Below are 25,130 nucleotides of genomic sequence, written 5' to 3'. Positions count from 1 at the left end.
GCACGTGCTGGGCGGCGCTCGCCGCGCCGGGAGGCACCGTGAGCAGGGGCAGCGTGAGGGCGAGCAGGAGCGTGGCCAGAGCGGTGCGGGAAGGCATGCCCGCGAGTGTGCGGTGCAGCGGGCCGAGGGCGTCGCGGCGAACGTGGTTCTGTGGACGAGGTGCGTGGGCGCTCAGGGTTCTGTGGACGAGGTACGAGGACGCTTCCGGTTCTGTGGGGGAAGTGAGCGGGTGCCGGCGGCCTTGTGGGCGAGGGTGCCGGGGGGCGGTTGTGTGGGCGGAGGGCGCGGTGCGTTCTACGGGCGAAGCCTAGGCAGACATCCCTTGCGAGAGAGGCGGGGAGGGCGCGGTGCTGCGGGGCGAGCCAGCCGGTGGGGTTAGACGAGGGGCTGGCGTTTGAGGACGGTGTGCTCGTACACGGATGAGGTGTCGAGGGGGACGGAGGGGGTGCGGCGCAGGCGGAGGCGGAGAGGGGGAGTGCTGGGGCGGAGGGGGGAGAGCCAGATCCAGAGGATGGCGGTGGCGATGCCGGCGGCGCACAGCAGGATCACCGGGCGCAGGCCCAGGATCTCCGCGAGCGCGCCGCCCGCGAGTGCGCCGAGTGACATCACGCCCTGGACGGCGAAGGTCATGGTGGCGTTCACCCGGCCGCGCAGCTCTTCGGCCGTGTCGCGCATGATGATGCCGCTCATGCACGAGGCGAAGGCCACCACGATGGCGCCCGTGGCCGTCCCGGTGAAGGCGAGGACGGTGACCTTCCACCAGAGCGGCCCGGAGACCAGGCCCACCGCCAGGATCTCGATGGGGAAGAACAGCACCGAGCCCAGCAGCACCAGGTTCTCGCCGTAGCGCTTGGCCAGGCGGGTGGTGGCCCAGGCGCCCAGGACGCCGCCCGCGCCGCTGAACGCGATGAGCAGGCCGATGAGGCCCGACGGGATGCCGAGCGTGCGGAGCATGTAGAGCATCGAGACGGCCACGTACGCCATCGCGAAGAAGTTGATCGTGACCCCGGCGCCGAGCAGGGCACGGAGCACGGGCTGGGAGACGCTCGCCCGCAGGCCCTCGGCCACGTCGCGCCGGAGGCCGCGTGAGGGGGCGGGCCGGCGGTCCTCGCGGGTGCGGATACCGCGCAGGAGCAGCGCGGACAGCAGGAACGAGACGCCTTCGACGAGCACGGCCAGCGGCGCGGTGATGAGCTGGACCAGCATGCCCGCCAGCCCGGGCCCGGCCACCGAGGCGACCGAGTAGGAGGCGTTGAACCCGGCCATGGCGGCGGTCCTCTGGTCAGGAGGGACGAGCGCGGCCACGTACGGGAAGCTGACGGCCCTGAAGAGCACCGCGGCGGTGCCGATCACGAGGGCGACGGCGAGCAGCCACGGGATCGTGAGCACCCCGAGGAGCCAGGCCGCGGGCACGGTGAGGGCGGCGGCGCCGGAGACCAGCTCGCAGGCGACCATCACCGGACGGTGGCGGCGCAGGCGGTCGGCGATCGCGCCCGAGTGCAGGCCGAACAGCAGGGCGGGCAGCGAGGCGGCGGCGGTGAGCAGGCCCATCTGTAACGGGGACGCGGCCAGCAGGGTGATCGCGGTGAGCGGCACGGCCAGCTTGGAGACCTCCGAGCCGGTGATCGAGATCGTGCGGGCCGACCAGAGCAGGCGGTAGTCGCGCTGTTGGCGCAGGGGTGTCATGCGTCTCCCCGAATGTGAAAGAAACCCTTCGGAACTGTGAAAGTAATCCTTCATAGATGTGAAGGCAACCCTTCAGATCTGATCGCGGGTACTTTGGGCGCATGAGGACGGAAGGGCTCAGCGATCCGAAGGCGATGCGGGCCCTGGCGCACCCCGCGAGACTGGCGATCCTGACCCAGCTCGGCACCCAGGGCAGCGCCACCGCGACCGAGGTGGCCGAGGGCGCCGGCATCACGCCCAGCGCGGCCAGCTACCACCTGCGCATGCTGGCCAAGTACGGCTTCGTCGAGGACGCGCCGCCGCGCGGCGACGGCCGCGAGCGCCTGTGGCAGTCGACCGGCGCACCCCTCGCCGTCGCCATGAGCTCCGCGGACCGGCCGGACGTACGGGAGGCCAAGAACCTCCTGGTACGGGCGCTGCGCCGGAACGCCGACGACGAGCTCGACCGGGCGCAGGCCGCCACCGAGCGGGAACCCCAGGAGTGGCGCGACGCCACCCTCTTCGCCCGGGTGACGCTCAGAGTCGACGCCGCCGAGATGGCGCACCTGGGTAGGCAGATCGAGAAGCTGCTCGAACCGTACGTGGCGAGCAGGCGGAGCGCCGAGGACGCGCCGGAGGGCGCGCGGATCGCCGAGGCGCAGGTCAATCTCTTCGCACGGTCCCCGAGACCGGTCCCCGGCCTGCCCACCGAGGACCACGACGTGGCGCGTGACCGGGAGGGCTCCCATTGATCTGTCCGGTCAGGCGGAGGCGGCATGCGAGGTAGACTTTTCGGTGGCCTGACACCTCAGGCCGACTTCGCATGCCTCGTCAAGGGCCGCGCCATCGGTCCGGGCTCCGCCCGGCTGGAGCGGTTCGGGGCATCAGGGCGGTGCCAACCGGCCACCGCGACAACCGAGAATCGCGCCCGGCCCCAGCAGGGCGCCCAACCTGGAGGTCCAGCTCATGGCCCCCGTCGTCACCATGCGACAGCTCCTCGAGAGCGGCGTTCACTTCGGCCACCAGACCCGCCGCTGGAACCCGAAGATGAAGCGCTTCATCTTCACCGAGCGCAACGGCATCTACATCATCGACCTGCAGAAGTCGCTGTCCTACATCGACCGCGCCTTCGACTTCGTCAAGGAGACCGTGGCCCACGGGGGCACGATCCTGTTCATCGGCACGAAGAAGCAGGCTCAGGAGGCCATCGCGGAGCAGGCCTCCAGGGTCGGCATGCCCTACGTCAACCAGCGCTGGCTCGGCGGCATGCTCACCAACTTCTCCACCGTGCACAAGCGGCTGCAGCGCCTCAAGGAGCTTGAGGAGCTCGACTTCGAGAACGTCGCCGCGTCGGGGCTCACCAAGAAGGAGCTCCTCATGCGCAAGCGCGAGAAGGACAAGCTGGAGCGCACGCTCGGCGGCATCCGCGACATGGGCCGCGTGCCCAGCGCGGTGTGGGTCGTCGACACCAAGAAGGAGCACATCGCGATCAGCGAGGCCAAGAAGCTCGGCATCCCGGTGGTCGCGATCCTCGACACCAACTGCGACCCCGACGAGGTCGACTACCCGATCCCGGGCAACGACGACGCGATCCGCGCCGTCGGCCTGCTGACCCGCGTCGTCGCCGACGCCGTGGCCGCCGGGCTCATGACCCGCTCGGGCGCCTCCCGCGGTGACGAGAAGCCCGCCGCCGCCGAGCCGCTGGCCGAGTGGGAGCGCGAGCTCATCGAGCAGGGCGGTGGCGAGCAGGCCCAGGCCCAGCCGCAGGAGTCCGCCGAGGCGGCCCCGGCCGCGGAGGCCCCGGCTGAGGAGGCTCCGGCCGCGGAGGCCCCGGCCCAGCCCGAGGGCCAGCAGCAGGCCTGACCGGCCTTCCCCGTCCCGGCCGCTTCCGGCTCCGGAAGCCGCCGGGCGGGCAGGCGGGACGTTCCGGGCCCGCGCTGACGGGCACGGGACACGTACCGGCTTCTGTGCGGCACGCGTTGCCGTGACGACAGGGGCGGGCGCCGAGCGCGGCGCCCGCCCGAACGACGACATCCACAGACATCCCACAAGGAAAAGCAATGGCTTCCGTGAACATGGCCGACGTCAAGCGGCTTCGCGAGATCACCGCCGCCGGCATGATGGACTGCAAGAAGGCTCTGGAGGAGGCCGAGGGCGACTTCGACCGCGCCATCGAGCTGCTCCGGCTGAAGGGCGCCAAGGACGTCGGCAAGCGCGAGGCGCGCACCGCCTCCAACGGCCTGGTCGCGCTCAAGCAGGACGGCGACTCCGCCGCGGCGCTGCTGGAGCTCAACTGCGAGACCGACTTCGTGGCCAAGGGCGAGCGCTTCCAGGAGCTCGCCGGCCAGGTGGTCGCGCACGTGCTGGAGACCCGCCCGGCCGACGTGCCGTCGCTGCTGGAGTCCTCCTTCGACGGCCAGACGGTCAAGGAGCACCTCGACTCGGCCAACGCCGCGCTCGGCGAGAAGATCGAGATCCGCCGCTTCGCGGTGCTGGAGGGCGGCTACATCGGCGCCTACATGCACAAGACCGACCCGGCGCTGCCGCCGACCGTCGGCGTGCTGGTCCAGCTCGACAAGGCGAACCCCGAGGTGGCCAAGGACATCGCGCAGCACGCCGCCGCGATGGCGCCGCAGTACCTCAAGGCCGACGCCGTGCCCGTCGATGTCATCGAGAAGGAGCGCAAGCTCTTCGAGGAGATGACCCGCGAGGAGGGCAAGCCCGAGGCCGCCATCGAGAAGATCGTCGACGGCCGGCTCAAGGGCTGGTACAAGGACTTCACGCTGGTGGAGCAGGCCTTCGTCAAGGACAACAAGAAGTCCGTGGGCAAGTACGCCGAGGAGAACGGCGTTCAGATCCAGGCCTTCGTCCGGTTCAAGGTTGGTCAGGCATAGGCTGGAGCGAGCTTTCGATTCAGACGAACCGCCGAGAAAGGGAGGCCGCCGCCGTGCAGGACAATCAGGAGCCCGCCACGTCGGCGGCTGCTCCGTCCCGTAACCAGCTGCGCTGGAAGCGGGTGATGCTGAAGCTGTCCGGTGAGGCGTTCGCCGGAGCCGAGCCACTGGGCATCGACCCGGTGATCGTCGATCACCTGGCCGACTCGATCACCGAAGCGGTGCGCGAGGGCGTCCAGGTGGCGATCGTCGTCGGCGGGGGCAACATGTTCCGCGGTGCCGCCCTCTCCGAGCGGGGCATGGACCGCGCCCGGGCCGACTACATGGGCATGCTCGGCACGGTCATAAACTGCCTGGCACTTCAGGACTTCCTGGAGCGGCGCGGCGTCGAGACGCGGGTCCAGACCGCGATCACCATGCAGCAGGTCGCCGAGCCGTTCCTGCCGCGGCGCGCCATCCGCCACCTGGAGAAGGGGCGCGTGGTCATCTTCGGCGCCGGGCTCGGCTCTCCGTACTTCTCCACCGACACCGCGGCATCCCAGCGGGCGCTCGAGATCGGCGCCGAGGCGCTGCTCAAGGGCACCCAGGTGGACGGGATCTACGACTCCGACCCGCGGAAGAACCCCGACGCGGTGCGGTTCGACCATCTCGACTACGGAGAAGTGCTGCTGCGTGACCTCGCGGTCATGGACGCCACGGCGATCAGTCTGTGCAAGGACAACGATCTGCCGATCGTGGTCTTCGACCTGATGGGCGAGGGCAACATCCTGCGAGCGGTCCGCGGTGAGAAGATCGGCACACTGGTGAGTCCCGCAGGCAAATGAGGTGTGAGCCCGACACCGCCAGCTAGAAGACAGGGAGCCGCTGTGATCGACGAAACTCTCCTCGAAGCCGAGGAAAAAATGGAAAAGGCCGTCTCCGTCGCGAAGGAAGACTTGGCGACCATCCGGACAGGCCGGGCCACCCCCGCGATGTTCAGCAAGATCACCGCCGAGTATTACGGCACGCCGACGCCGATCCAGCAGCTGGCGTCGTTCCACGTGCCCGAGGCTCGCATGGTGCTGATCCAGCCGTACGACAAGAGTTCGATGGGCGCGATCGAGCGTGCCATCCGCGACTCCGACCTCGGCGTCAACCCGACCGACGACGGCCAGGTGATCCGGGTGACCTTCCCCGAGCTGTCGGAGGAGCGCCGCCGCGAGTACATCAAGATCGCCAGGGGCAAGGGCGAGCACGCCAAGGTCTCCATCCGCAACATCCGGCGCTCCGCCAAGGAGGCGCTCGACAAGATGATGAAGGACGGCGACGCGGGCGAGGACGAGGTCAGGCGGGCCGAGAAGGAGCTCGACGACATCACGCAGAAGCACGTCGCCAAGGTCGACGAGCTGCTGAAGATCAAGGAAGCCGAGCTGCTCGAAGTCTGAGCGGCCCGCTGAAGGTAGCGCATCTACGGCCCTCGCCTGACGGCGGGGGCCGTGGCCTATGGAGAAGTCTTGAAAGAACGTACGGCCGGCACCAACCCCGGCGGCGGTAGCCGCACCGGCCGCAACCTCCCCGCCGCGATCGCCGTGGGCCTGGGTCTGGGCGCCCTGGTCCTGATCTCCCTCTACACCGTCAAGGAGCTCTTCCTCCTGGTCGTCGTCGCGGCCGTCGGCGTGGGTGTGATGGAGCTGGTGCGGGCGTTCGCGGCCCGGGGCATCCACGTGCCGGGGGTGCCGGTCCTGGCGGGTCTCGTCACGATGCAGGCGGCGGCCTACTGGGGCGGCGGGGTCTGGCTGCTCGGCACGTTCGTGGTGTTCGCGTTCGTGCTGCTGGTGTGGCGGATGTTCACGGGCGGCACCGACGGCTACGTCCGCGACGCCTCGGCGTCGGTGTTCCTGCTGTTCTACCCGGCGCTGCTGGCGGGGTTCGTGGCGCTGCTGCTGGCGCCGCCCGACGGCAGCCACCGGGTCGTGGTCTTCATCGCGGTCACGGTGGCGAGCGACACCGGCGGGTACGCGGCGGGGGTGCTGTTCGGCAGGCACCCGATGTCGGTGATCAGCCCCAAGAAGACCTGGGAGGGCTTCGCCGGTTCGGTGGTGGCCTGCACGGCCGTGGGCGCGTGGCTGGTGACGTGGCTGCTCGGCGGCGCGTGGTGGCAGGGCGCGCTGCTCGGGGCGCTGGCCGCGGTGCTGGCCACGGCGGGCGACCTGATCGAGTCGATGATCAAGCGGGATCTCGGCATCAAGGACCTGGGCACGATCCTGCCCGGTCACGGCGGGCTGATGGACCGGCTGGACTCGCTGGTGGCCACGCTGCTGCCGGTCTGGCTGCTGCTCGCGCTTTTCGTCTGAGGGGTCAGCCCGTGAGGGCGTCGCTGGTGATCGGGGTGAGCCAGAGCCACCGTACGGCCTCCCCGCCGAAGGCGAACCCCGACATGTCCGGCATGTCGGGCGGGTCGGCCTGCATGAGCACCCCTGAGTACTGCGAGCCCAGCGGGAACGTGTCCGGCTCGTGGTACCACTTGGCGGTGTGGCCGTGGCCGAGCCAGGTCACCGAGTGCCACGGATACTGCGCCAGCCACACCAGCAGCAGCGCCGCGTCGCGCGGGTCGCCGAGGGTGGACACCGCCAGCTCGATCCTGGCGTACGCGCCGGGCTGGTCGATCCACTGCTCCACGGTCGGCATCCGCTGACAGCTCATCCCGACCGTCGACAGCACCGTGGCCGGCCGGTCGCCGTGCGGCGGGCGCTCGGTGATGCCCACCGTCGGCAGCCGGTCACCGCCGGCGTCCCAGTAGCGCCCGGCAGGGCCGAGCACCCGGTCCAGATGGCCCATCACGAACTGCTGGAACGACGGCCACGACCCCTCCGAGTAGCGCCACCGCCAGTAGGACTCGGCGTTGGCCAGCCGCGGCCGCAGCCCGTCGAGCGCCTCCGACAGCGCCCACGCGAACGGCGACTCGCCCACCGCGTCGCGCGCGTACCCCGGCATGCCGCGGTGCATGTCCGCCCAGCCCGGGATGACGGCCAGCAGGTCGTCCCCCTCGTACAGCGCCACCCCGTCGCCCTCCTCGAACCAGAGCGGCGTGAGCTCCCCCAGCGGCCTGCGCCCGTCCGGGTGAAGAGTGTTGGCCCGGGGCATCAGCGGCGGCAGCCCCGCGTTGATCCGCGCCAGCTCGACCACGGCCGGGGCGGGCCGGTGGTTGGCCAGCCAGCACGCGCCGTGCACGGTGCCGTCAGGAGAGCACAGGTAAGCGACCGAGGCGTCCTCGTCGCGCTCGACCACAAGCGTCCGGCTCCCGTACGGGCTGCCGGAAGTGAGGACGACCTCGGTATGCCCCTCGCCCGACGCAGACCGGTAAATCGCCATACGAGAAAACTGTAGATCCGGGAGTCACCCTCAGGCGAGCCTTCCGCGATCAGGAGCACCCGGCGGAATTCGCCCCGCCCGGCCGGTGTTCACTACCCTGGTCGTAATCCCCGCGAACAAGCAGAGGCAGGATCGTGTCCCAGCAGCCAGGCCAGCTCACCTTCGTCGCCCCGCGCAGGGCCAAGCCGGCCCGGCACCTCGCGGACCTGTCCATGGCCGACCGCCGCGCGGCCGTCACCGAGCTGGGGGAGAAGGCGTTCCGCGCCGACCAGCTCTCCCGCCACTACTTCGAGCGGCTCACCACCGACGTGCAGGCCATGACGGACCTGCCCGCCGCCTCCCGCGACAAGCTGGCGGCCCTGTTCCCGCCGCTGCTCACGCGCGTGCGCGAGCAGACCACCGACCGCGGCACCACCCGCAAGACGCTCTGGCGGCTGTTCGACGGGGCGCTGGTCGAGTCGGTGCTGATGCGCTATCCCGACCGGGTGACGATGTGCGTGTCGTCGCAGGCGGGCTGCGGCATGAACTGCCCGTTCTGCGCCACCGGCCAGGCCGGGCTCACCCGTAACATGTCGACCGCCGAGATCGTCGAGCAGGTCGTCGCGGGCGCCCGCGCGCTGGCGGCGGGTGAAGTGCCGGGCGGCCCCGGCCGGGTGAACAACGTGGTCTTCATGGGCATGGGCGAGCCGCTGGCCAACTACAAGCAGGTGATCCAGGCGGTGCGCCGCCTGGTCGAGCCCGCGCCCCACGGGCTGGGCATCTCCGCCCGCGGCGTCACCGTCTCCACTGTCGGGCTGGTGCCCGCGATCGGCAAGCTCGCCGACGAGGGCCTGCCGGTCACGCTCGCGCTGTCGCTGCACGCCCCCGACGACGAGCTGCGCGACACGCTCGTGCCGATCAACACCCGCTGGAAGGTGGCCGAGGTGCTCGACGCCGCCTGGGCGTACGCGGCGAAGACCAAGCGGCGGGTCTCCATCGAGTACGCGCTCATCAAGGACATCAACGACCAGGAATGGCGCGCCGACCTGCTCGGCAAGCTGATCAAGAACAAGCTCGTGCACGTCAACCTGATCCCGCTCAACCCGACCCCCGGCTCGAAGTGGACGGCCTCCCGGCCGGAGGACGAGCAGGCGTTCGTCCGGCGGCTGGAGTTCCACGGCGTCCCGGTGACGGTCCGCGACACCCGCGGGCGCGAGATCGACGGCGCCTGCGGCCAGCTCGCCGCCGCCGAGTGACCTACGGTCTGGTACGGCGCAGCCAGGCGTAGCAGGTGAGGCCGATCGCGATCCAGACCAGCGAGACCGCGCCCAGCTCGGGGAGCCTGGCCACGAGCTGCCCGGCGTTCGCCGCGCTCATCCACGCGGTGATGGGGACCGTGAGCCAGTAGAGCGGCGACACGCTGATGATCAGCATCGCCAGGAAGCCCGCCACCAGCGCCATGATCGACACGGCGGGTGACGGCAGCAGGGCGCGGCTGGTGAGCGCCCCGAGCGTGAGCCCGGTCAGCGTGCTCAGCCCGTGCAGCGCGACCCCCGCCGCCAGCACCGGGCCGTCCGGGGCGGCGCTCATCCCGAGCAGCACTCCCCAGAGCAGGGCCAGCCCGGCGAACGCGACACAGGCCGTCAGCGCGGCCAGCAGCCCGGCCGCCAGCTCCCGTCCCCGGCCGCCCACCAGGACCGCGGACATCTCCCGCTGCCGGTCCGGTTCGGTGTCGAGCAGGCTCCGCGCCGCCCACGCCAGAAACGGGACGATCAGCGCCGCCGACCCCGCCAGGACGTCGGCCTCCTTCCCGGCGGGCGCCCGGGCCGCGTACAGGATGGCCAGCGCCGCCAGAATCCCCAGCAGCGCCTGATACACCCGGTGCGACCGGACATAGGCCGCGACCCGGAACACGGCCAGCGCGATCACCGGCTCTCCTCCGTGCTCATCAGCCGGGCCTGATACCCCTCCGCGCGCACCCTCTCCAGAAAGCCCCCCACCTCGCCGACCGGCACGATCACCTCCACGGCGACCTCGCCCGCTTCGGCGGCATCGCCGGTTTCTGTGAGGCGGCCGTTCGTCAAGGTCCAGTGGCGCAGGGACGGGAGGTCGCGGAGGCCGCCCTGATGGTCGCTGACCACGACGATGGTGCCGCGCGCCGACAGTTCGGCGACGATCGGGGGCAGTTCGCCGCGGGTGCCGGTGTCCAGGCCGGCGAAGGGCTCGTCCAGGAGGAGCAGCCCGGGGTCCGCCATCAGCGCCTGCGCCAGGCCGACCTTGTGGGCGCTGCCCTTGGACAGCTCCGGCAGCCGCACCCCCAGAAGGTGCTCCATGTTCAGCCGCTCCGCCCACGGCCGCCAGCGCCCGCCGCACACCCGCGCCAGGTGGTCCAGATAGGCCGCCACGGTGAACGGCTGCTCGGCCGGGAACCGGTCGGGGGCCAGCCCGACGATCGCGGGCCGGCCGGTGATGGTGCCGCTCGTCGGCCTGAGCAGTCCGGCGAGCAGGCGCAGCAGCGTGGACTTGCCCGCGCCGTTGACCCCGGAGAGCTCGACCACGTCACCGGGGGACAACTGGGCGTCGATCTCCCGTATGACGGATCTATCACGTCTTCGGTACCGGAACGCCACCTTGGTCAGGATCATGGTGGTGTTTACCGTACAAGTCGTGTCGCATGGCCGGGGTAAAGGTTCGCACCGACCGCCCGGCAGAATTCCGAAGGAGTGAGCTTGAACCGCTTTCCGCGCGTCATGGGTCTGCGTTCAGGCTATGAACCCGCCGAAGTGGACGCACTGATCGAGCGCATCGAGGCCACGCTGGGCAGAGGGCCGCTCGACCTGGAGCCCGTCACCGTCGACGAGGTGCGCGGGGCCACGTTCACGTCCCGGCGCGGCGGCTATCAGGAGACGGCCGTGGACTTCGCGCTGGAGGCGTTCGTGGTGGCGCTGGAGGCGACGGCCAAGCGGCCGGTCCGGCTGGCCCTGGCCGAACCCACCGGCGAGATGCTGCGCGAGCAGTGGTTCGAGAGCCAGGCGGCCCGCGTGGAGCGGGTGGCGTTCCGGTCGGCCCGCCTGGGCTCCGGCTACCACGAGGACGAGGTCGACGGGTTCCTCGACCGGATCGTGGCCACCCTCCGCGGCACGACGCAGTATCCGGTGACGCCGCAGGAGGTGCGCGAGGTCACGTTCGCCACCGTCATGCTCCGGCCGGGGTATCTGATCGCCGATGTCGACGCGTTCCTCGCGGGCATCGCCGAGGTGCTGGAGCAGCGGAACTAGCCGCGCAGGCAGGACTCCAGGTTCGCCAGCGCCCGGTCGATCTCGGCGGGCCCGTCCATGCCGGGGGTGCGGGCCCACTCCAGCCACACCATCGCCACGACCCCGAAGACCGCGCCGATGGCGTCGCGTACGCCCGGATCGTCCGGGGCGAGCCCGGCCCGGTCGGCCACCAGGGCGCGGACCTCGCGGATGAGGTCGGGGCTGCGGCGCAGGTTGGCCACCAGCAGCTCGGGCACGGTGGCCGCGAACACCTCCCGCTCGTGGCCGGCGGCGATCTCCTCGGCGGACAGGCTGGCGAACGCCGCACGGAACGCGCCGCGCAGCACGGTGACCGGACGCCCCGGGGGCTGCTCGGCCAGCGCCTCGACGAGCGGGGGGAAGCGGTCGAGCCTGACCAGGTCCTCCTTCGCCGGGAAGTAGCGGAAGAACGTGGCGGGGGAGATCTCGGCGGCCTCGGCGATCTGCTCGACGGTGGTGGCGTGGTAGCCGCGCTCGCGGAAGAGCCGGAACGCCTCGCGCAGGATCGCCTCTCTGGTCTTCGCCTTCTTGCGCTCACGCAGCCCGCCGTTCATGCGGCGGATTTTAGCGTACGGTCAATTGATGGTTTACTCTCATCTGAGAGTCAACTATCAGAATTGGGGGGCGCGATGAACGAGGTGAACGGCCTGCACCACGTCGGCCACGTCGTGCGGGACCTGGGCCAGGCGATGGAGACCTACCGGCGGCTCGGCTTCACCGTCGCGCCACCCGCGTATCCCGTGCTCCCGGGCGTCTCCGAGGAGGCGGTCGCCGTGGCCAACGCCCATGTGTACTTCTCCGACGGCTTCGTCGAACTGGTGGCCGTCCTGGACGCGAACCACCCGCCGGTGGAGGCCCGCCCGTTCCCGCTGCGGGTGCCGGACGATCGGCTACCCGGACTGGCGGCGGCCATCCGCGCCACCGTCGAGAACATCCGGTCCTTCGCCGACCGGTTCGAGGGCGTCCACATCATGATCGCCGATACGTCCGGCATCGACGGTGTCGCGTCGCGGCTGACCGCTTCCGGTGTCCCTCACGGCGGTGTGCACGCCATCCAGCGCCCCGTCCAGACCGAGGCGGGGACCCTCATGGAGCCCGCCCGCTACCTGGAGATCTCCGCCCCGGACCTGCCCCTGGGCCGCGTCCCGGAAGGCAGGATCGGCTTCGCCCAGAACGCCACCGCACCCGCTGACCGTCCGGCCGACCACAGCCACCCCAACGGTGCGATCAGGCTGGTCGAGTGCGTGCTCTGTGTCGATGACGCGTCCCTGCCCGAGGTGACCCGGCGTTACGGCACGTACTTCGGGCAGGAGCCCGCGGTGGCCGGGCAGGTGGCGCGGTTCGGGCGGGCCGGGGTGACGGTGGTGGGCGCGTCGGCGCTCGGCGGTCTCCTGCCGGGGGAGCGGGCTGCCGGGTCTCCGGCGTTCGTCGCGTACGGGGTTTCTGTACGTGAACTCGCCGCCACCGAGCGGCTGCTGCGCGGCAACGACGTCCCGGTCACCAGGACCGGGCCGGACGAGTTGTTCGTGGCCGCGCTGGGCACCGCGGTCGTGTTCCGGCAAGAAGGACTCAGGCGGGAGCGCGGGGGCGGCCTTCGCTGAAGTCCTCCCGGTTCAGCAGGGTCACGATGACCGACACCACCGGTGAGGCCAGGAAAGCGCCCGCGATGCCGAAGACCAGGCTGCCGACCGCGATCGCGATGAGGATCACCGGCCCCGGCAGGTCCAGCGCCTTGCCGTAGATCTGCGGCGCCAGCACATGACCCTCGATCTGCTGCACCAGCACGGTGACCCCGACCACGATGAGCGCGATCAGCCAGCCCTTCGCCACGAACGCCACCACCGCCGCCAGCAGCCCGGCCGTGAACGCGCCCACGATCGGCAGGAACGCCCCGATCCAGGTCAGCACCGCCAGCGGCACCGCGATCGGCACCCCGAGAATCCACAGCGCCATCCCGATGAAGAACGCGTCCACCGCGCCCACCAGAGCCACCCCGCGGATGTAACGGCCGATGACGCCGAACGCGATCGGCCCGGCCGTCCGCAGCCGGCGTCTCGCGCCGGGCGGGAACAGGCCGGTCAGCCAGCGGTACAGCCGGTCGCCGCCGTGCACGAAGTAGATCCCCAGGATGACCGCCAGCACGGCCCCGACGATGATCTCGGTCGCGGTGCGTACCCCGGCCACCGCGCCCGTGGTGAGCTGCTGCTGGCGTTCCTCCGCCCACTGCCTGCCCTGTTCGAGCAGGTCCTGGAAGTCCAGGCCGAACTGGGCGGCCAGGGCGTGCAGCTGCCCCAGGATCGTGCCCACGCTGGCCCGCAGCTCGGCCAGGCCGCTGATGGTGGGCGGCACCAGCAGCGCGAACAGCCCCGCCGCCAGCAGCAGGCCGCCCACGAACGTGACCGTGGTGGCGAGCGCCCTGCCCACCCCGCGCCGCATCAGCCACCGCGTCGGCGGCAGCAGCAGCGCCGCCACGAACAGGCCCAGGATGATCGACAGGACCACGGTGCCGACATGGGTCAGGCAGTAGAGCACCACCGCGACGATGCCCACCCAGCCCAGCACGCGCCATGGGTCCATCGTCGCCTCCCCCGAGATCCCCCCCGGACAGTGGCTTTCCCCGGCGCGACGACGACAACCCTGCACGTCACAGCGCTTGTAGCCGTCACGGACGACTCACCCGCCTGGTGGATGAGGTGCCCGGTCGGACGGAGGTCGCGGGCTGGGTTGGGTTGTCCGCCAGGCGGGGGGAGGGCGTGTCCCGTCGGACGGGGGTTTCCGGGCGGATGGGGTGCCCGGCCGGGTGAGCTTTCTGGGTGGACGGGTGTCCGGCCGGGCGGAGGTTCCGGGCGTGGGGGTCAACTGGTTGGTGGGGTCAGGCGGCGGTGCTGGGTCTTCTTTGCTGCCTCGTACGTGCTTCTGGCCGTGTGGCCCGGGTCGGTGGTGGAGACCTCGGCGACCGGGACGTCCCACCAGGCCTCCGAGGACGGGCCGTCGATGGCCGGGTCGGTGCGTACGTACACGACTGTGACGCCGCTGGAGGCGCGGGCGGTGTCGAGCGCCTTGCGGAGCTCGTCCGCGGAGCCGGGGCGGAGCACCGTGGCGCCGAGGCTGGCCGCGTTGGCGGCCAGGTCCACCGGCAGCGGCCCGCCGTCGTAGCGGCCCGCGCCGCGGTAGCGGTACGCGGTGCCCAGCCGTTCGGCGCCGACGCTCTCCGACAGGCGGCCGATGGAGGCGAAGCCGGCGTTGTCCACCAGCACCACCGTCAGCTTGACCCCTTCGGCGACGGCCGTGACGAGCTCCTGCGCCATCATGAGGTACGAGCCGTCGCCGACCATGACGAAGACCTCGCGCTCGGGGGCGGCCAGCTTGACCCCGAGCCCGCCGGCGATCTCGTAGCCCATGCACGAGTAGCCGTACTCGACGTGGTAGCTCCCCGGCCCGCTGGGCCGCCAGAGTTTGTGCAGGTCGCCGGGCATGGATCCGGCCGCGCAGACGATCACGCCGTCGTCGCCCGCCGCCGCGTTCACCGCGCCGATCACGGCGGGCTGCGGCAGCGGGTCGCCGTCCTGGGCGTACGCGGCGTCGACGACGGCGTCCCACTCCCGTGACAGGGCGGTGGCGCGGGCCCGGTAGTCCTCGCCGGTGGCCCAGCCCGCGCAGGCCGCCGCCAGCTCCGCGAGCCCTTCGCGGGCGTCGGCGACGAGCTGCAGCCCGGACATCTTGGCGGCGTCGAAGCCGGTGATGTTCAGGTTGACGAACCTCGCCTCCGGCGCGAACAGCGAGTGGGAGGCGGTGGTGAAGTCGCTGTAGCGGGTGCCGATCCCGATGACCAGGTCGGCCTCGCGGGCCAGCGCGTTGGCGGCGGTGGTGCCGGTGGCGCCGATCGCGCCCATCGCCATCGGGTGCCCGTGCGGCAGCGCGCCCTTGCCCGCCTGGGTCTCGGCGACCGGGACGCCGAACGTCTCGGCGAACGCCCGCAGCTCCCCGGCGGCCTCGCTGTAGATGACCCCGCCGCCCGCCACGATCAGCGGCCGGGACGCGGTCTTGATCAGCTCGGCGGCCCGGGCCAGCGCGGCGCGTTCGGGCCGGGGCCGGGGGATGTGCCAGACGCGCCGGGCGAACAGCTCCTCCGGCCAGTCGGCGGCCTCCGCCTGCACGTCCTGCGGCAGCGCCAGCGTCACCGCGCCCGTCTCCGCCGGGTCGGCCAGCACCCGCATGGCCGCCAGCAGAGCGGACGGCAGCTGCTCGGGCCGGTTGATCCGGTCCCAGAAGCGGGAGACCGGCTTGAGGCAGTCGTTGACGGAGACGTCGTACGAGCGAGGGTCCTCGAGTTCCTGCAGCACGGGACTGGCCACCCGGGTGGAGAAGAGGTCTCCGGGCAGCAGCAGCACCGGCACCCGGTTGATGGTGGCGGCGGCCGCGCCGGTGACCATGTTCGTCGCGCCGGGGCCGATCGAGGTGGTGCAGGCCAGCGTGGACAGCCGGTTGCGGGCCCGGGCGTACGCGGCGGCGGTGTGCACCATCGCCTGCTCGTTGCGGCTGAGGTAGTAGGGCAGGCCGTCGGAGGCGGCCAGCGCCTGGCCGAGCCCGGCCACATTGCCGTGGCCGAAGATGCCGAAGACGCCGCCGAACATCCGGTGCTCGACGCCGTCGCGCTCGGTGTGCTGGGCGGTGAGGAAACGTACCACCGCCTGGGCCACGGTCAATCTCGCTGGCAGCTTCACGGGGTCCTCCCGAAGGGCAGCCTGGAATCGATCGCCTGGCCCTGCCAGGAGGCGCGGATCCAGGCGTGGCGCGGGTCGTCGCAGAACGCCATGGACCGCTCCTCGGCGGGACCGGCCAGCACGTTCAGGTAGTAGAGGTCGTACCCGGGCGCGGCCATGGACGGGCCGTGATAGCCGTACGGGACGAGCACCACGTCGCCGGAGCCCACCTCGGCCAGGGTGTCGATCCGGCCCCGCTCGGAGGAGTAGACGCGCTGGTAGCCGAAGCCCTGGTCGGCCACCTCGAAGTAGTAGATCTCCTCCAGCACGGCCTCGCCCGGGTTCGGCGTGTCGTGCTTGTGGGGCGGATAGGACGACCAGTTGCCGCCGGGGGTGAGGACTTCGACGGCGACCAGCTTGTCGCAGTCGAAGGCGCCGGGGGCGGCGAAGTTGTGCACCTGGCGGCTGGCCTGCCCGGCGCCGCGCAGCTCCACCGGCACCGCCGAGGCGGGCACATGGCGCGGCTCCAGTCGGCGGGTGGCGCGCGCGGACGGCAGCGCGATCCGGCCTGTCCCCGTCAGCGTCACCTGCGCAGAAATCGGGATATAGGCGAAATCGGAGGGTCCGTCGAACACCGACGGCCGCCCGGCCAGCTCGAACACCCGTTCCCCGCCCCCGTCCGGGGCGACCGTGACCACGCAGGAACCCGCCAGCGGCAGGACGATCATCTCCTCCCCGCCCGTGCCGAACGACACCGGCGCGCCCGCAAGGTCTGCCACCCGCAGCCCCGAGTAGTCCCACCCGGCCAGCGAGGGCGTGATCTCCACGGCCCACGGCTCGTTCGCTGCCTTGCCGTACGGAAAGAATGTCATTCTTCAGCCTCTCGAACCAGTGCGGCGGCGCCGTCCACGGCCGTGGCGACGTCGTCGTCCGGAGGGTAGAGCAGCGCGCGCCCGACGACGAGCCCCCGCACGCCGGGCAGGCGCAGCGCGCGCCCCCACCCGGCGAAGGCGGCCGCGGCGTCCGGCGGGTCGCCGCCGAGCAGCAGCGCCGGCAGCGTGGTGGCGGCCATGACCCGCTCCATCTCGGCCACGGCCGGGATCTTCAGCCAGGTGTAGGCGGAGGTGACGCCGAGCGCCTGGGCGACGCTGATGGCGCGGATCACCGCGTCGGGGGACAGGTCGTTGCGGACCGTCCCGTTCTCGGCGCGGGTCGTCCAGAACGGCTCCACCATCGCCACGAGCCGCCGCCGGGCCAGGTCGGTGACGGCGCGGGCGCAGGACTCCAGGGTGGCGACGCTGGCCCGGTCCGACGGGTCGATCCGGCACAGCATCTTGCCGCCGTCGAGGCGCATCTCGTCGATCGCGGCCGCGTCGTACCCGGTGAACCGGTCGTCCAGCTCGAACACCGAGCCCTGCAGGCCGCCCCGGTTCATCGAGCCGAACGCCAGCTTGTCCTCCAGCGCGCCGAGCAGCAGCAGGTCCTCCAGCACGTCGGGGGAGGCCAGGATGCCGTCCACGCCCGGGCGGGCCAGCGCGACCCGGAGCCGGTCGAGCAGGTCCGTCCGGCTGGCCATGGCGAGCGGCCGGTCGCGCACCGCCAGCGCACCCCGCGCCGGGTGGTCGGCGGCGATGATCAGCAGGCGTCCGCCTTCACTGGGCAGCTCCCGGCGTCGCCGGCGGGCCGCCGCCTGGGTGATCTCCGCGGGGCTGGTGGCGCGGATGTGGGTCAGCCGCTCGTACGGAGCGGTCCCGGGCAGCGTGACGTCGCTCAACGACGCACCTCGCTCCCGGAGTCAGCGTGGGAGTCGGTCCCGGCGGTTCCGGGGGCGGGTTCTCCGGTTTTCAGGAGGGTGAGGACCTCGTCGGTGGTGGGCATCGCGTCGGCGCAGGCCAGGCGCGCCGCTACGTGGGCGCCCGCCGCGTTGGCGAAGCGCACCGTACGATCGAGCGGCCAGCCGCGCACCAGCCCGAGGCAGAGCGCGCCCCCGAAGGCGTCTCCGGCGCCGAGCCCGTTGACCACCTCGACCCGGACCGGCTCGGCCACCACGTGCTCGTCCTTGGTGCGGGCCAGCACCCCGTCGGGGCCCAGCTTCACGACGGCCACCTCCATCCCGGCGTCGAGCAGCGCCTGGGCCGCCGCCTCCGGGTCGCGGGTGCCGACCGCGATCTCCACCTCGTCCAGGTTGCCGACGGCCACGCTTGCGTGGGGCAGCGCGCTCCGGTAGGCGCGCTCGGCGGCCTCCCGCGATTCCCACAGCATCGGCCGGTAGTCCAGGTCGAAGACCGTCCACCCGGAGGTCCGCGCATCCAGGGCCGCGGCGTGCGCCGAGAAGGAGGGCTCCTGGCTCAGGCCGGTCCCGGTGAACCAGAAGACCCGCGCCTGGCGGATCGCGTCCAGATCCAGCGAGGCGGGGGTGATGCGCAGGTCAGGCGGGTGCTCGCCGCGGTAGAAGTAGATCGGGAAGCGGTCGGGCGGGAAGATCTCGCAGAACGTGACCGGCGTGGGCGGCCCTTCGACCGTCTCCACGAAGACGTCGTCGACGCCGAATCCGCGGATCGCCTGGCGTACCCACTCTCCGAAGGGGTCGGCCCCGACGGCGGTGACCACGGCGGGGCGCAGGCCGTGCCGGGCCGCGGCGACCGCGACGTTGGTCGGGCTGCCGCCGAGGAACTTGCCGAAGGTCTCGACGTGGATCAGGCTCACACCGGTCTGCAGCGGATAGATGTCGACGCCGCAGCGTCCCATCGTGATCAGGTCGAACAACGCACCTCCAGAGCCGGAGCTTCAGACACTATGGCATATTGTCATGACATATGGATGTCCGCTATGTTCTCCGTGTGCCCATCGTCGAACTCCGAAGGGCCCAGCGGGCACGCGTCCGGATTCAGCCAGGACTTTACGTCATATACATGTCATGACATATTGGCCGTGACTTCCTCCCCTTTATGGACGTGTCGGAGGGTTTGCATAATGGTGCGGAACAGGTCGAGGGGCGTGGTCGCGGTGCTGGCCGCCGGCGCGCTGGCACTGGCCGGGTGCGGCCAGTCGTCCGGCGACGGCGGTGAAGACGGCGCCATCGAGCTCACGATCACCCAGAACGCCATCGCAGGCGGCAAGAACGCCGCGGCGGCCGACCACATCGCCAACTGGGTGATCCCCAAGTTCGAGGAGGCCCAGAAGGCCCAAGGGAAGAACGTCACGGTCAAGTTCATCCCCAGCGGCGTCGACGACGAGCAGTACAAGACCAAGCTCTCCCTCGACCTGAAGTCGGGCAAGGGCGCCGACGTGATGGACATCGACGGCATCTGGGCCGGGGAGTTCGCCGAGGCGGGCTACATCAAGCCGCTCTCGGAGGTCGCCGGCCCCGAGGCGGACAGCTGGGAAGGCTGGCAGCAGATCCCCGAGGCCGTGCAGGGCCTGGCCACCTACAACGGCCAGAAGTACGCCCTGCCCATCGGCACCGACGGCCGCGTCCTCTACTTCAACAAGACCCTCTTCGCCAAGGCGGGACTGCCCGCCGACTGGCAGCCGGCGAGCTGGCAGGAGATCCTCGATGCGGGCGAGAAGCTCAAGGCCTCCGGCGTGCAGGTGCCGATCCAGATCAACGCCGGCACCGCGATGGGCGAGGCCACCACCATGCAGGGCGTGCTCCCGCTGCTGGCCGGCGCGGGCGGCGAGGTCCAGCAGGACGGCAAGTGGACCGGCGCCTCGCAGCCGCTCAAGGACGTGCTCGGCCTCTACCAGAAGATCTACGGCGGCAGCGGTCTCGGCGACCCCAGGCTCCAGCAGGAGGCCAAGGGCCGCGACAAGTCGTTCCAGCAGTTCGCCGAGGGCAAGGTCGGCATCCTCCTGGAGGGCGACTACTTCTGGCGCGGCGTGGTCAACCCCAAGACCGGCATCGCCCCGATGGCCGACCGCGAGGAGGTCGTCGGCTACGCCAAGATCCCCGCGATCGAGCCCGGCAAGGGCATCCGCGGCCAGGACTTCGTCAGCATGTCGGGCGGCGCGCTGCGCACGCTCAACCCCAACAGCAAGCACCCGAAGGAAGCCTTCGAGCTGCTGGCCTTCACCCTGTCGGCGGAGGCGCTGAAGGAGGAGACCAAGGACGGCAACGTCCGCATCACCCCGCGCAACGACGTCAACAAGGAGATCCTCTCCGGCGAGCCGCTGCTGAGCTACATCTCGGAGGAGGTCCTCCCGCTGACGGCCTACCGGCCGCCGGTGGCGGTCTACCCGCAGGTGTCGGTCGCGCTGCAGGAGGCCACGGCCGCGGTCGTCGGCGGCACGGCGGCCGACCAGGCGGCGGCCGAGTACCAGCAGAAGCTCGAAGGAATCGTCGGTGGCGCTGACAACGTCGCCTCCTGATCCGAAGGCCCTCGACGCGGCGCCCGCCCGCGGCTACAGCTCCGACGCCGCGGGCCTGGGCAGGCTGCGGGCGGGGGCCTTCGTGGCGCCCGCCCTGGCGCTCATCGCGGTCTTCCTGGTCTTCCCCGCGCTCTGGGTCATCTACCTGGGGCTGATGAACTACCGGCTGACCGGGATCGCGGCGGCCGAACCGGGCTTCGTCGGCCTGGACAACTACCTCAAGGCGCTGTCCGACCCGGGGTTCTGGAACTCGACGGTGCTGACCTTCCAGTTCGTGCTGGGGTCGGCCGTCATCGGGCAGGCGGTGCTCGGCTTCACCCTGGCCTGGCTGATGCGCAACCGCCGCGGCACGCTCAAGAGCGTCGTCGAGGGCATCGTCATCCTGGCCTGGATCCTGCCGAGCGCCGTCGTGGCGTTCCTCTGGGTGGCGCTGCTGGACCGCGACAGCGGCACGCTCAACGCGCTGCTCGGCATCCCGGGCTTCGCCTGGCTGCTCGACTACCCGATGCTGTCGATCATCGTTTTCAACACCTGGCGCGGCACCGCGTTCTCCATGATGCTGTACGGGGCCGCGCTCGGGAACGTGCCGCCCTCGCACCTGGAGAGCGCGAGGCTGGCCGGGGCGTCCGGCTTACAGCAACTGCGCGACGTGGTCTTCCCGCACATCCGCGGCCACATCCTGACGAACCTGCTGCTGATCAGCCTGTGGACGTTCAACGACTTCGGCCCGTTCCTGCTCACCGCGGGCGGCCCGGAGAACAAGACCGAGATCCTGGCCGTGTACGTCTACAAGACCGCGCTGCAGGCCGGCGACCTGGGATACGGCGCCGCCATCTCCACGATCATCCTCCTCATCAACCTGGTCGTGGCGATCTTCTACCTGCGGCTGCTCAGGAGCCGGAAATGACGCGGTTCGTCGTCGGCCGGATCGGCTTCTACACGCTGATCGCGCTGCTGCTGGCCTTCTTCACGATCCCGCTGCTCTGGCTGGCCTCCGCGCCGTTCACCTCGAACCCCACCTACGAGGTCCGGATGCCGGACTTCACCTGGGAGAACTTCGAGATCATCCTGGCGCATCCGTACGCGCTCGGCTCGCTCGTCAACTCGCTGATCCTGGCGATCGGCAGCGCGATCCTGGTGGTGGTGCTGTCGGCGCTGGCGGCGTACGCGCTGAGCCGGGTGCGGCTGCCGGGCCGCGACGCGCTGCTCTACGCCCTGCTGCTGCTCTCGTCGATCATCACCGGCACGGCGGCGATGGTGCCGCTGTTCCAGCTCGCCATCGAGCTCGGCCTGATCGACTCGCACACCGGCCTGATCCTGATCATGACCGGCGGCCTGCTGCCCGCCGCGATCTTCATGATCAAGGACTTCATGGACACGACGCCGAAGTCGTACGAGGAGTCGGCGCGGGTCTTCGGCGCCTCCCCGCTGCAGATCGTCCGCCACGTGGTCGTGCCCGTGGTGCGGCCCGGCCTGGCCACCATCGCGGTGTGGACCATCGCCAACGTGTGGGGCAACTTCCTCATGCCGTACCTGCTGCTCAGCGACGTCGAGAAGCAGCCCGCCGCGGTGATCATGTACACCCTCTACACCGAGGGCGGCCAGGCCAACCTGAAGGTGCTGTCCACCTTCGGTCTGCTCTACTCGGTCCCCGTGGTGCTCATGTACCTGTTCGTCAGCAAGAAGTACGGCTTCCGCTTCCACGGAGGGATCAAGCGCTAAATGGCCGCTATCGAACTTCGGGGCCTGACCAAGGTCTATCCCGGCGGAGTGAAGGCCCTCGACTCGCTGGACCTGACGATCCCCGACGGCGAGTTCTTCGCCCTGCTCGGTCCCTCCGGCTGCGGGAAGACGACGTTACTCCGTACGATCGCGGGCCTGGAGACGGCGACCGCCGGTGCGGTCGTCATCGGCGGCCGGGACGTGACGAACGTGCAGCCGGGCGGCCGCGACGTCGCGATGGTCTTCCAGGACTACGCGCTCTTCCCGCACATGGACGTCACCGACAACATCGCCTACCCCCTCAAGATCAAGAAGGTCGGCAGGGCCGACCGGCGGGCCAAGGCCGGGGAAGTGGCCGCCCGGCTGGGCCTGGAGCAGCTGATGGACCGGCGGCCCGGCCAGCTGTCCGGCGGGCAGCAGCAGCGGGTCGCGCTGGCCCGGGTGATGGCCACGCAGGCGCAGGCGTTCCTCTTCGACGAGCCGCTGTCCAACCTGGACGCCCGGCTCCGCCTGGAGGCCCGCACGTTCCTCAAGAAGCTCCAGCGCGAGCTGGGGGTCACCACCGTGTTCGTCACCCACGACCAGGCCGAGGCGCTGGCGATGGCCGACCGGATGGCGATCATGGAGGCCGGGCTGATCCGCCAGATCGGCACCCCCTCGGAGGTGTTCCAGCGGCCCGCCAACACGTTCGTCGCAGGGTTCATCGGCTCGACGCCGATGAACCTGCTGGACGCCGTCGCCAGGGGTGACACGCTGGAGGTGGCCGGGTGCAAGGTGCCCGTCCCCGCCTCGGCAGAAGGACTCCTGGCCGATGGGGAGAAGCTGGTGTACGGGGTGCGCCCGGAATACATGACCTACCGGGACGGGACCGTCGAAGGCGGGCTGACCGGCGGGGTGGCCATCCTGGAGAACCTCGGAGCCTCCCACCTGGTGACCCTCGACGTCGGCGGCGTCTCCGTGCAGGCTGTGGTACCCGAGGGACAGGAGCCCGCGCTGGGCGAGCAGGGCACCGTACTGCCACGGCACGACCGCGCCCTGGTCTACCGAGACGGAGAGCTGGTGGCGGCATGACCGTGATCAGAGGCCAGTGGAGCCTGGACGACCGGCTGGAGCGCATGCTGCGGGAGGTGCCGTTCGAGGTGCCGCCGGGCACCGCCGCCGTCACCGTCCGGCTGTCGTACGACCGTTCCCAGGGCGTGCTCGACCTGGGCTGCGCCGGGCCGGGCGGCTTCCGCGGCTGGTCCGGCGGGGCCCGCGACGAGTACACCATCACCCCCGGCTGGGCCACGCCCGGCTACCTGCCCGGCGAGCCCGAACCCGGCGAGTGGCAGGTCTGGCTGCGGCTGCACCGGATCCCGCCGCGGGGTCTCGACTACACGCTGGAGATCCGTACCGAGACCACGGCGCCCGCGCCGCCGCCGGAGGAGGCCGGGCCGGCGCACGGCGAGCGGCCGCCGCGGCGCGACATCCCCGACGTGGACGGCCTGCGGTGGTTCGCGGGCGACTTCCACTCCCACACCGTGCACAGCGACGGCCAGCTCACCGTCGCCGAGCTGGCCGAGCTGGCGCGCGGGCGCGGCCTGGACTTCCTGGCCGTCACCGACCACAACACCGTCAGCCACCACCCCGAGCTGGGCAAGACCGACCGGGGCATCACGCTGCTGCCCGGCCAGGAGGTCACCACCGACCGGGGGCACGCCAACGTCTTCGGCGACGTCGGCTGGGTCGACTTCCGCGAGCCGGTCGACTCCTGGGTGGCGCACGCCGAGCGCGAGGGCGGCCTGATCTCGATCAACCATCCGCTCGGCGGCGACTGCGCCTGGCTGCAGCCGGTCACCCGCCGGCCCCGGATCGCCGAGGTGTGGCACTCCGGCTGGTGGGACCGGCGCTGGGGCGCCCCGCTGGCCTGGGCCGACGCCTGGCATCCGGACCTGGTGGCGATCGGCGGCAGCGACTTCCACCGGCCCGGCGCCGACGGCCTGCCCGGCTCGCCGACCACCTGGGTCCTGGCCGAGGACACCGGCGCGGTGCTCGCCGCCGTCGCCGAAGGCCGCACCGCCGTCTCGGCCGAGCCCGACGCGCCCCTGCTGCTGCGCCTGGGCGACGAACTGCTCGCCCTGGACGCCGACGGCCTCATCCTGGTCCGGCCGGACGGCGAGCGCCTGGTCGTCCGCGGCGACCGGGTGCTGCTGCCCGCCGCCGAAGGACGGCACCGCCTGGAAACCCACGAGAACGAGGTGATGGCGCTATGCGCCTGATCAGTGTCGCCAACGCCCCGGTGAGCTTCGGCGTGTTCGAACTGAGCGACGCGCCGCCGCCCCTGACCTCCGCCGAGATGGTCTCCGCGATCGCCGCCGCCGGGTACGAGGGCATCGACCTCGGCCCCCTCGGCTACCTGGGCACCAAGGACGACCTGGCGGAAAGGCTCGGCGGGCTGCTGCTCGCCGGCGGCTGGGCCGACCTGCGCTTCGCCGACGCCGGCGCGTTCGAGAAAGGGCTGGCCGCCCTGGACGCCACCCTGGAGGTGTTCGCGAAAGCCCCGCCCGCCCCCGATCACCTGAAGCCCCGGCCCACCCTCGGCTGCTCCGGCACGCCCGCCCGTTTCGCCCGCCCCGGCGGGAACGCTCCAGGTCTGGAGCCCGGAGAGTGGCCCGGTTACGCCGCCCGCGTCCAGCAGGCGGCCGACCGCTGCCGCGACGCCGGCTTCGAACCCGCCTTCCACCACCACCTCGGCACCTACGTCGAGACCCCCGAGGACGTGGAGCGGCTGCTGGAGCTGACCGACGTCCAGCTCTGCCTCGACACCGGCCACCTGCTGCTCGCCGGGGGAGACCCGGTCACCGCGCTGCGCGACTGGGCCGGCCGCGTCGGCCACGTGCACGTCAAGGACGGCGACCGCGCCATCCTGGCCCGGGCCCTGGCCGACGGCGTGGACCTGCGCGAACTCATGGGCCGCGGCGGCTTCGCCCCGCTCGGCGAGGGCGAGCTGGACCTGCCCGGCGTGGTACGGGCGCTGGACGAGATCGGCTACACCGGCTGGGTGATCATCGAGCAGGACACCCTGCCCGGAAGGCGGTCAGTTGCCCAGAACATCGCCGATCAAGCCGTCAACCGCGAGAAGCTACGGGAACTCGGACTCTGACGCCCCTCTG

General features: G+C 71.3%; 25 protein-coding genes. 15 read left to right on the top strand and 10 right to left on the bottom strand.

Annotated elements, in window-relative coordinates; genetic code table 11:
- Nucleotides 1–375: 375 nt before the first annotated feature.
- A complete protein-coding gene (locus AB0J42_RS14660; protein WP_364293543.1) occupies nt 376–1,686 on the bottom strand; it encodes an MFS transporter in 1,311 nt (436 codons plus the stop codon).
- Between the two features lie 101 nt (nt 1,687–1,787).
- Here AB0J42_RS14660 and AB0J42_RS14655 point away from each other — a divergent pair, with 101 nt between their 5' ends.
- The 6 genes from AB0J42_RS14655 to AB0J42_RS14630 all read left to right on the top strand — a co-directional run bounded on the left by AB0J42_RS14655 (nt 1,788) and on the right by AB0J42_RS14630 (nt 6,892).
- Nucleotides 1,788–2,417 carry a winged helix-turn-helix domain-containing protein gene (locus AB0J42_RS14655; protein ID WP_364293540.1) on the top strand — a complete coding sequence of 210 codons (630 nt, stop codon included), beginning with the start codon at nt 1,788–1,790 and terminating at the stop codon, nt 2,415–2,417.
- Between the two features lie 214 nt (nt 2,418–2,631).
- Nucleotides 2,632–3,528 carry a 30S ribosomal protein S2 gene (gene rpsB / locus AB0J42_RS14650; protein WP_364293537.1) on the top strand — a complete coding sequence of 299 codons (897 nt, stop codon included), beginning with the start codon at nt 2,632–2,634 and terminating at the stop codon, nt 3,526–3,528.
- Between the two features lie 197 nt (nt 3,529–3,725).
- Nucleotides 3,726–4,559 carry a translation elongation factor Ts gene (gene tsf, locus AB0J42_RS14645; protein WP_364293534.1) on the top strand — a complete coding sequence of 278 codons (834 nt, stop codon included), beginning with the start codon at nt 3,726–3,728 and terminating at the stop codon, nt 4,557–4,559.
- A gap of 125 nt (nt 4,560–4,684) precedes the next feature.
- Entirely contained in the window at nt 4,685–5,383 is a 699-nt protein-coding gene (gene pyrH, locus AB0J42_RS14640) for a UMP kinase (protein ID WP_364294042.1), read from the top strand.
- 42 nt (nt 5,384–5,425) lie between these two features.
- Entirely contained in the window at nt 5,426–5,983 is a 558-nt protein-coding gene (frr, locus tag AB0J42_RS14635; RefSeq protein ID WP_364293531.1) for a ribosome recycling factor, read from the top strand.
- A 69-nt stretch (nt 5,984–6,052) separates the two neighbouring features.
- The gene (locus AB0J42_RS14630) at nt 6,053–6,892 is read left to right on the top strand and encodes a phosphatidate cytidylyltransferase (protein ID WP_364293528.1); all 840 of its coding nucleotides are present in this window, start codon (nt 6,053–6,055) and stop codon (nt 6,890–6,892) included.
- 4 nt (nt 6,893–6,896) lie between these two features.
- Here AB0J42_RS14630 and AB0J42_RS14625 read toward each other — a convergent pair whose 3' ends face one another.
- Entirely contained in the window at nt 6,897–7,910 is a 1,014-nt protein-coding gene (locus AB0J42_RS14625) for a suppressor of fused domain protein (RefSeq protein WP_364293525.1), read from the bottom strand.
- 134 nt (nt 7,911–8,044) lie between these two features.
- Between AB0J42_RS14625 and rlmN the strand changes: the two genes are divergently transcribed.
- Nucleotides 8,045–9,145: a 23S rRNA (adenine(2503)-C(2))-methyltransferase RlmN gene (gene rlmN / locus AB0J42_RS14620; protein ID WP_364293522.1), complete on the top strand. Its 1,101-nt coding sequence runs from the start codon at nt 8,045–8,047 to the stop codon at nt 9,143–9,145.
- A 1-nt stretch (nt 9,146) separates the two neighbouring features.
- Here the strand turns inward: rlmN and AB0J42_RS14615 are convergent, their stop codons facing one another.
- Both AB0J42_RS14615 and AB0J42_RS14610 read right to left on the bottom strand, forming a co-directional pair.
- The gene (locus tag AB0J42_RS14615) at nt 9,147–9,818 is read right to left on the bottom strand and encodes a hypothetical protein (RefSeq protein ID WP_364293519.1); all 672 of its coding nucleotides are present in this window, start codon (nt 9,816–9,818) and stop codon (nt 9,147–9,149) included.
- Nucleotides 9,815–10,534, bottom strand: coding sequence for an ATP-binding cassette domain-containing protein (locus AB0J42_RS14610; RefSeq protein ID WP_364293516.1), 720 nt, complete (start codon nt 10,532–10,534; stop codon nt 9,815–9,817). Before AB0J42_RS14610 ends, AB0J42_RS14615 begins: the two co-directional genes overlap by 4 nt.
- An 84-nt stretch (nt 10,535–10,618) precedes the next feature.
- Between AB0J42_RS14610 and AB0J42_RS14605 the strand changes: the two genes are divergently transcribed.
- Entirely contained in the window at nt 10,619–11,167 is a 549-nt protein-coding gene (locus AB0J42_RS14605) for a DivIVA domain-containing protein (protein ID WP_364293513.1), read from the top strand.
- Here the strand turns inward: AB0J42_RS14605 and AB0J42_RS14600 are convergent.
- Nucleotides 11,164–11,739, bottom strand: coding sequence for a TetR family transcriptional regulator (locus tag AB0J42_RS14600; RefSeq protein WP_364293510.1), 576 nt, complete (start codon nt 11,737–11,739; stop codon nt 11,164–11,166). The genes AB0J42_RS14605 and AB0J42_RS14600 overlap by 4 nt on opposite strands.
- Nucleotides 11,740–11,814: 75 nt before the next feature.
- Here AB0J42_RS14600 and AB0J42_RS14595 point away from each other — a divergent pair, with 75 nt between their 5' ends.
- Nucleotides 11,815–12,786, top strand: a complete 972-nt coding sequence (locus AB0J42_RS14595) for a VOC family protein (RefSeq protein WP_364293507.1) — start codon at nt 11,815–11,817, stop codon at nt 12,784–12,786.
- Here the strand turns inward: AB0J42_RS14595 and AB0J42_RS14590 are convergent.
- From AB0J42_RS14590 to iolC, 5 genes are all read right to left on the bottom strand, one after another.
- Entirely contained in the window at nt 12,755–13,762 is a 1,008-nt protein-coding gene (locus tag AB0J42_RS14590) for an AI-2E family transporter (RefSeq protein ID WP_364293504.1), read from the bottom strand. The two genes, AB0J42_RS14595 and AB0J42_RS14590, sit on opposite strands and share 32 nt — an antisense overlap.
- 278 nt (nt 13,763–14,040) lie before the next feature.
- Nucleotides 14,041–15,909: a 3D-(3,5/4)-trihydroxycyclohexane-1,2-dione acylhydrolase (decyclizing) gene (gene iolD / locus AB0J42_RS14585; RefSeq protein WP_364293501.1), complete on the bottom strand. Its 1,869-nt coding sequence runs from the start codon at nt 15,907–15,909 to the stop codon at nt 14,041–14,043.
- Nucleotides 15,906–16,760, bottom strand: a complete 855-nt coding sequence (gene iolB, locus AB0J42_RS14580; protein WP_364293498.1) for a 5-deoxy-glucuronate isomerase — start codon at nt 16,758–16,760, stop codon at nt 15,906–15,908. The genes iolD and iolB overlap by 4 nt, the downstream gene beginning before the upstream one ends.
- Nucleotides 16,757–17,587: a deoxyribose-phosphate aldolase gene (locus AB0J42_RS14575; protein ID WP_364294039.1), complete on the bottom strand. Its 831-nt coding sequence runs from the start codon at nt 17,585–17,587 to the stop codon at nt 16,757–16,759. The genes iolB and AB0J42_RS14575 overlap by 4 nt, the downstream gene beginning before the upstream one ends.
- A 71-nt stretch (nt 17,588–17,658) precedes the next feature.
- Entirely contained in the window at nt 17,659–18,654 is a 996-nt protein-coding gene (gene iolC, locus AB0J42_RS14570) for a 5-dehydro-2-deoxygluconokinase (RefSeq protein WP_364293496.1), read from the bottom strand.
- Between the two features lie 207 nt (nt 18,655–18,861).
- Here iolC and AB0J42_RS14565 point away from each other — a divergent pair, with 207 nt between their 5' ends.
- Genes AB0J42_RS14565 through AB0J42_RS14540 form a run of 6 tightly spaced genes read left to right on the top strand, consistent with a single transcriptional unit; the run spans nt 18,862 to nt 25,120 of the window.
- Entirely contained in the window at nt 18,862–20,256 is a 1,395-nt protein-coding gene (locus tag AB0J42_RS14565) for an extracellular solute-binding protein (RefSeq protein ID WP_364293493.1), read from the top strand.
- Nucleotides 20,231–21,163 (top strand): sugar ABC transporter permease, encoded by a 933-nt coding sequence (locus AB0J42_RS14560; protein ID WP_364293490.1) that lies wholly within the window; start codon nt 20,231–20,233, stop codon nt 21,161–21,163. Before AB0J42_RS14565 ends, AB0J42_RS14560 begins: the two co-directional genes overlap by 26 nt.
- Nucleotides 21,160–21,978: a carbohydrate ABC transporter permease gene (locus tag AB0J42_RS14555; RefSeq protein WP_364293487.1), complete on the top strand. Its 819-nt coding sequence runs from the start codon at nt 21,160–21,162 to the stop codon at nt 21,976–21,978. Before AB0J42_RS14560 ends, AB0J42_RS14555 begins: the two co-directional genes overlap by 4 nt.
- On the top strand, nt 21,979–23,049 hold the full coding sequence (locus AB0J42_RS14550) for an ABC transporter ATP-binding protein (RefSeq protein WP_364293484.1): 1,071 nt from the start codon (nt 21,979–21,981) through the stop codon (nt 23,047–23,049).
- Nucleotides 23,046–24,236 carry a CehA/McbA family metallohydrolase gene (locus tag AB0J42_RS14545; RefSeq protein ID WP_364293481.1) on the top strand — a complete coding sequence of 397 codons (1,191 nt, stop codon included), beginning with the start codon at nt 23,046–23,048 and terminating at the stop codon, nt 24,234–24,236. The genes AB0J42_RS14550 and AB0J42_RS14545 overlap by 4 nt, the downstream gene beginning before the upstream one ends.
- Nucleotides 24,227–25,120 (top strand): TIM barrel protein, encoded by an 894-nt coding sequence (locus tag AB0J42_RS14540; RefSeq protein ID WP_364293478.1) that lies wholly within the window; start codon nt 24,227–24,229, stop codon nt 25,118–25,120. Before AB0J42_RS14545 ends, AB0J42_RS14540 begins: the two co-directional genes overlap by 10 nt.
- Nucleotides 25,121–25,130: the final 10 nt, after the last annotated feature.

This window comes from Nonomuraea sp. NPDC049649 (assembly GCF_040675175.1).
GTDB lineage: Bacteria > Actinomycetota > Actinomycetes > Streptosporangiales > Streptosporangiaceae > Nonomuraea.
This window is presented reverse-complemented; position numbering and strand designations above follow the sequence as displayed.

Bases quoted from the DNA above. Each gene is read 5' to 3' on its own strand.
- AB0J42_RS14590 (WP_364293504.1), bottom strand. From the start codon at position 13,762: ATGGACCCATGGCGCGTGCTGGGCTGGGTGGGCATCGTCGCGGTGGTG.
- AB0J42_RS14565 (WP_364293493.1), top strand. From the start codon at position 18,862: ATGGTGCGGAACAGGTCGAGGGGCGTGGTCGCGGTGCTGGCCGCCGGC.
- pyrH (WP_364294042.1), top strand. From the start codon at position 4,685: ATGCTGAAGCTGTCCGGTGAGGCGTTCGCCGGAGCCGAGCCACTGGGC.
- rpsB (WP_364293537.1), top strand. From the start codon at position 2,632: ATGGCCCCCGTCGTCACCATGCGACAGCTCCTCGAGAGCGGCGTTCAC.
- AB0J42_RS14555 (WP_364293487.1), top strand. From the start codon at position 21,160: ATGACGCGGTTCGTCGTCGGCCGGATCGGCTTCTACACGCTGATCGCG.
- AB0J42_RS14595 (WP_364293507.1), top strand. From the start codon at position 11,815: ATGAACGAGGTGAACGGCCTGCACCACGTCGGCCACGTCGTGCGGGAC.
- AB0J42_RS14660 (WP_364293543.1), bottom strand. From the start codon at position 1,686: ATGACACCCCTGCGCCAACAGCGCGACTACCGCCTGCTCTGGTCGGCC.
- AB0J42_RS14540 (WP_364293478.1), top strand. From the start codon at position 24,227: ATGCGCCTGATCAGTGTCGCCAACGCCCCGGTGAGCTTCGGCGTGTTC.
- AB0J42_RS14545 (WP_364293481.1), top strand. From the start codon at position 23,046: ATGACCGTGATCAGAGGCCAGTGGAGCCTGGACGACCGGCTGGAGCGC.
- AB0J42_RS14600 (WP_364293510.1), bottom strand. From the start codon at position 11,739: ATGAACGGCGGGCTGCGTGAGCGCAAGAAGGCGAAGACCAGAGAGGCG.
- AB0J42_RS14550 (WP_364293484.1), top strand. From the start codon at position 21,979: ATGGCCGCTATCGAACTTCGGGGCCTGACCAAGGTCTATCCCGGCGGA.
- AB0J42_RS14625 (WP_364293525.1), bottom strand. From the start codon at position 7,910: ATGGCGATTTACCGGTCTGCGTCGGGCGAGGGGCATACCGAGGTCGTC.
- tsf (WP_364293534.1), top strand. From the start codon at position 3,726: ATGGCTTCCGTGAACATGGCCGACGTCAAGCGGCTTCGCGAGATCACC.
- AB0J42_RS14610 (WP_364293516.1), bottom strand. From the start codon at position 10,534: ATGATCCTGACCAAGGTGGCGTTCCGGTACCGAAGACGTGATAGATCC.
- AB0J42_RS14655 (WP_364293540.1), top strand. From the start codon at position 1,788: ATGAGGACGGAAGGGCTCAGCGATCCGAAGGCGATGCGGGCCCTGGCG.
- iolB (WP_364293498.1), bottom strand. From the start codon at position 16,760: ATGACATTCTTTCCGTACGGCAAGGCAGCGAACGAGCCGTGGGCCGTG.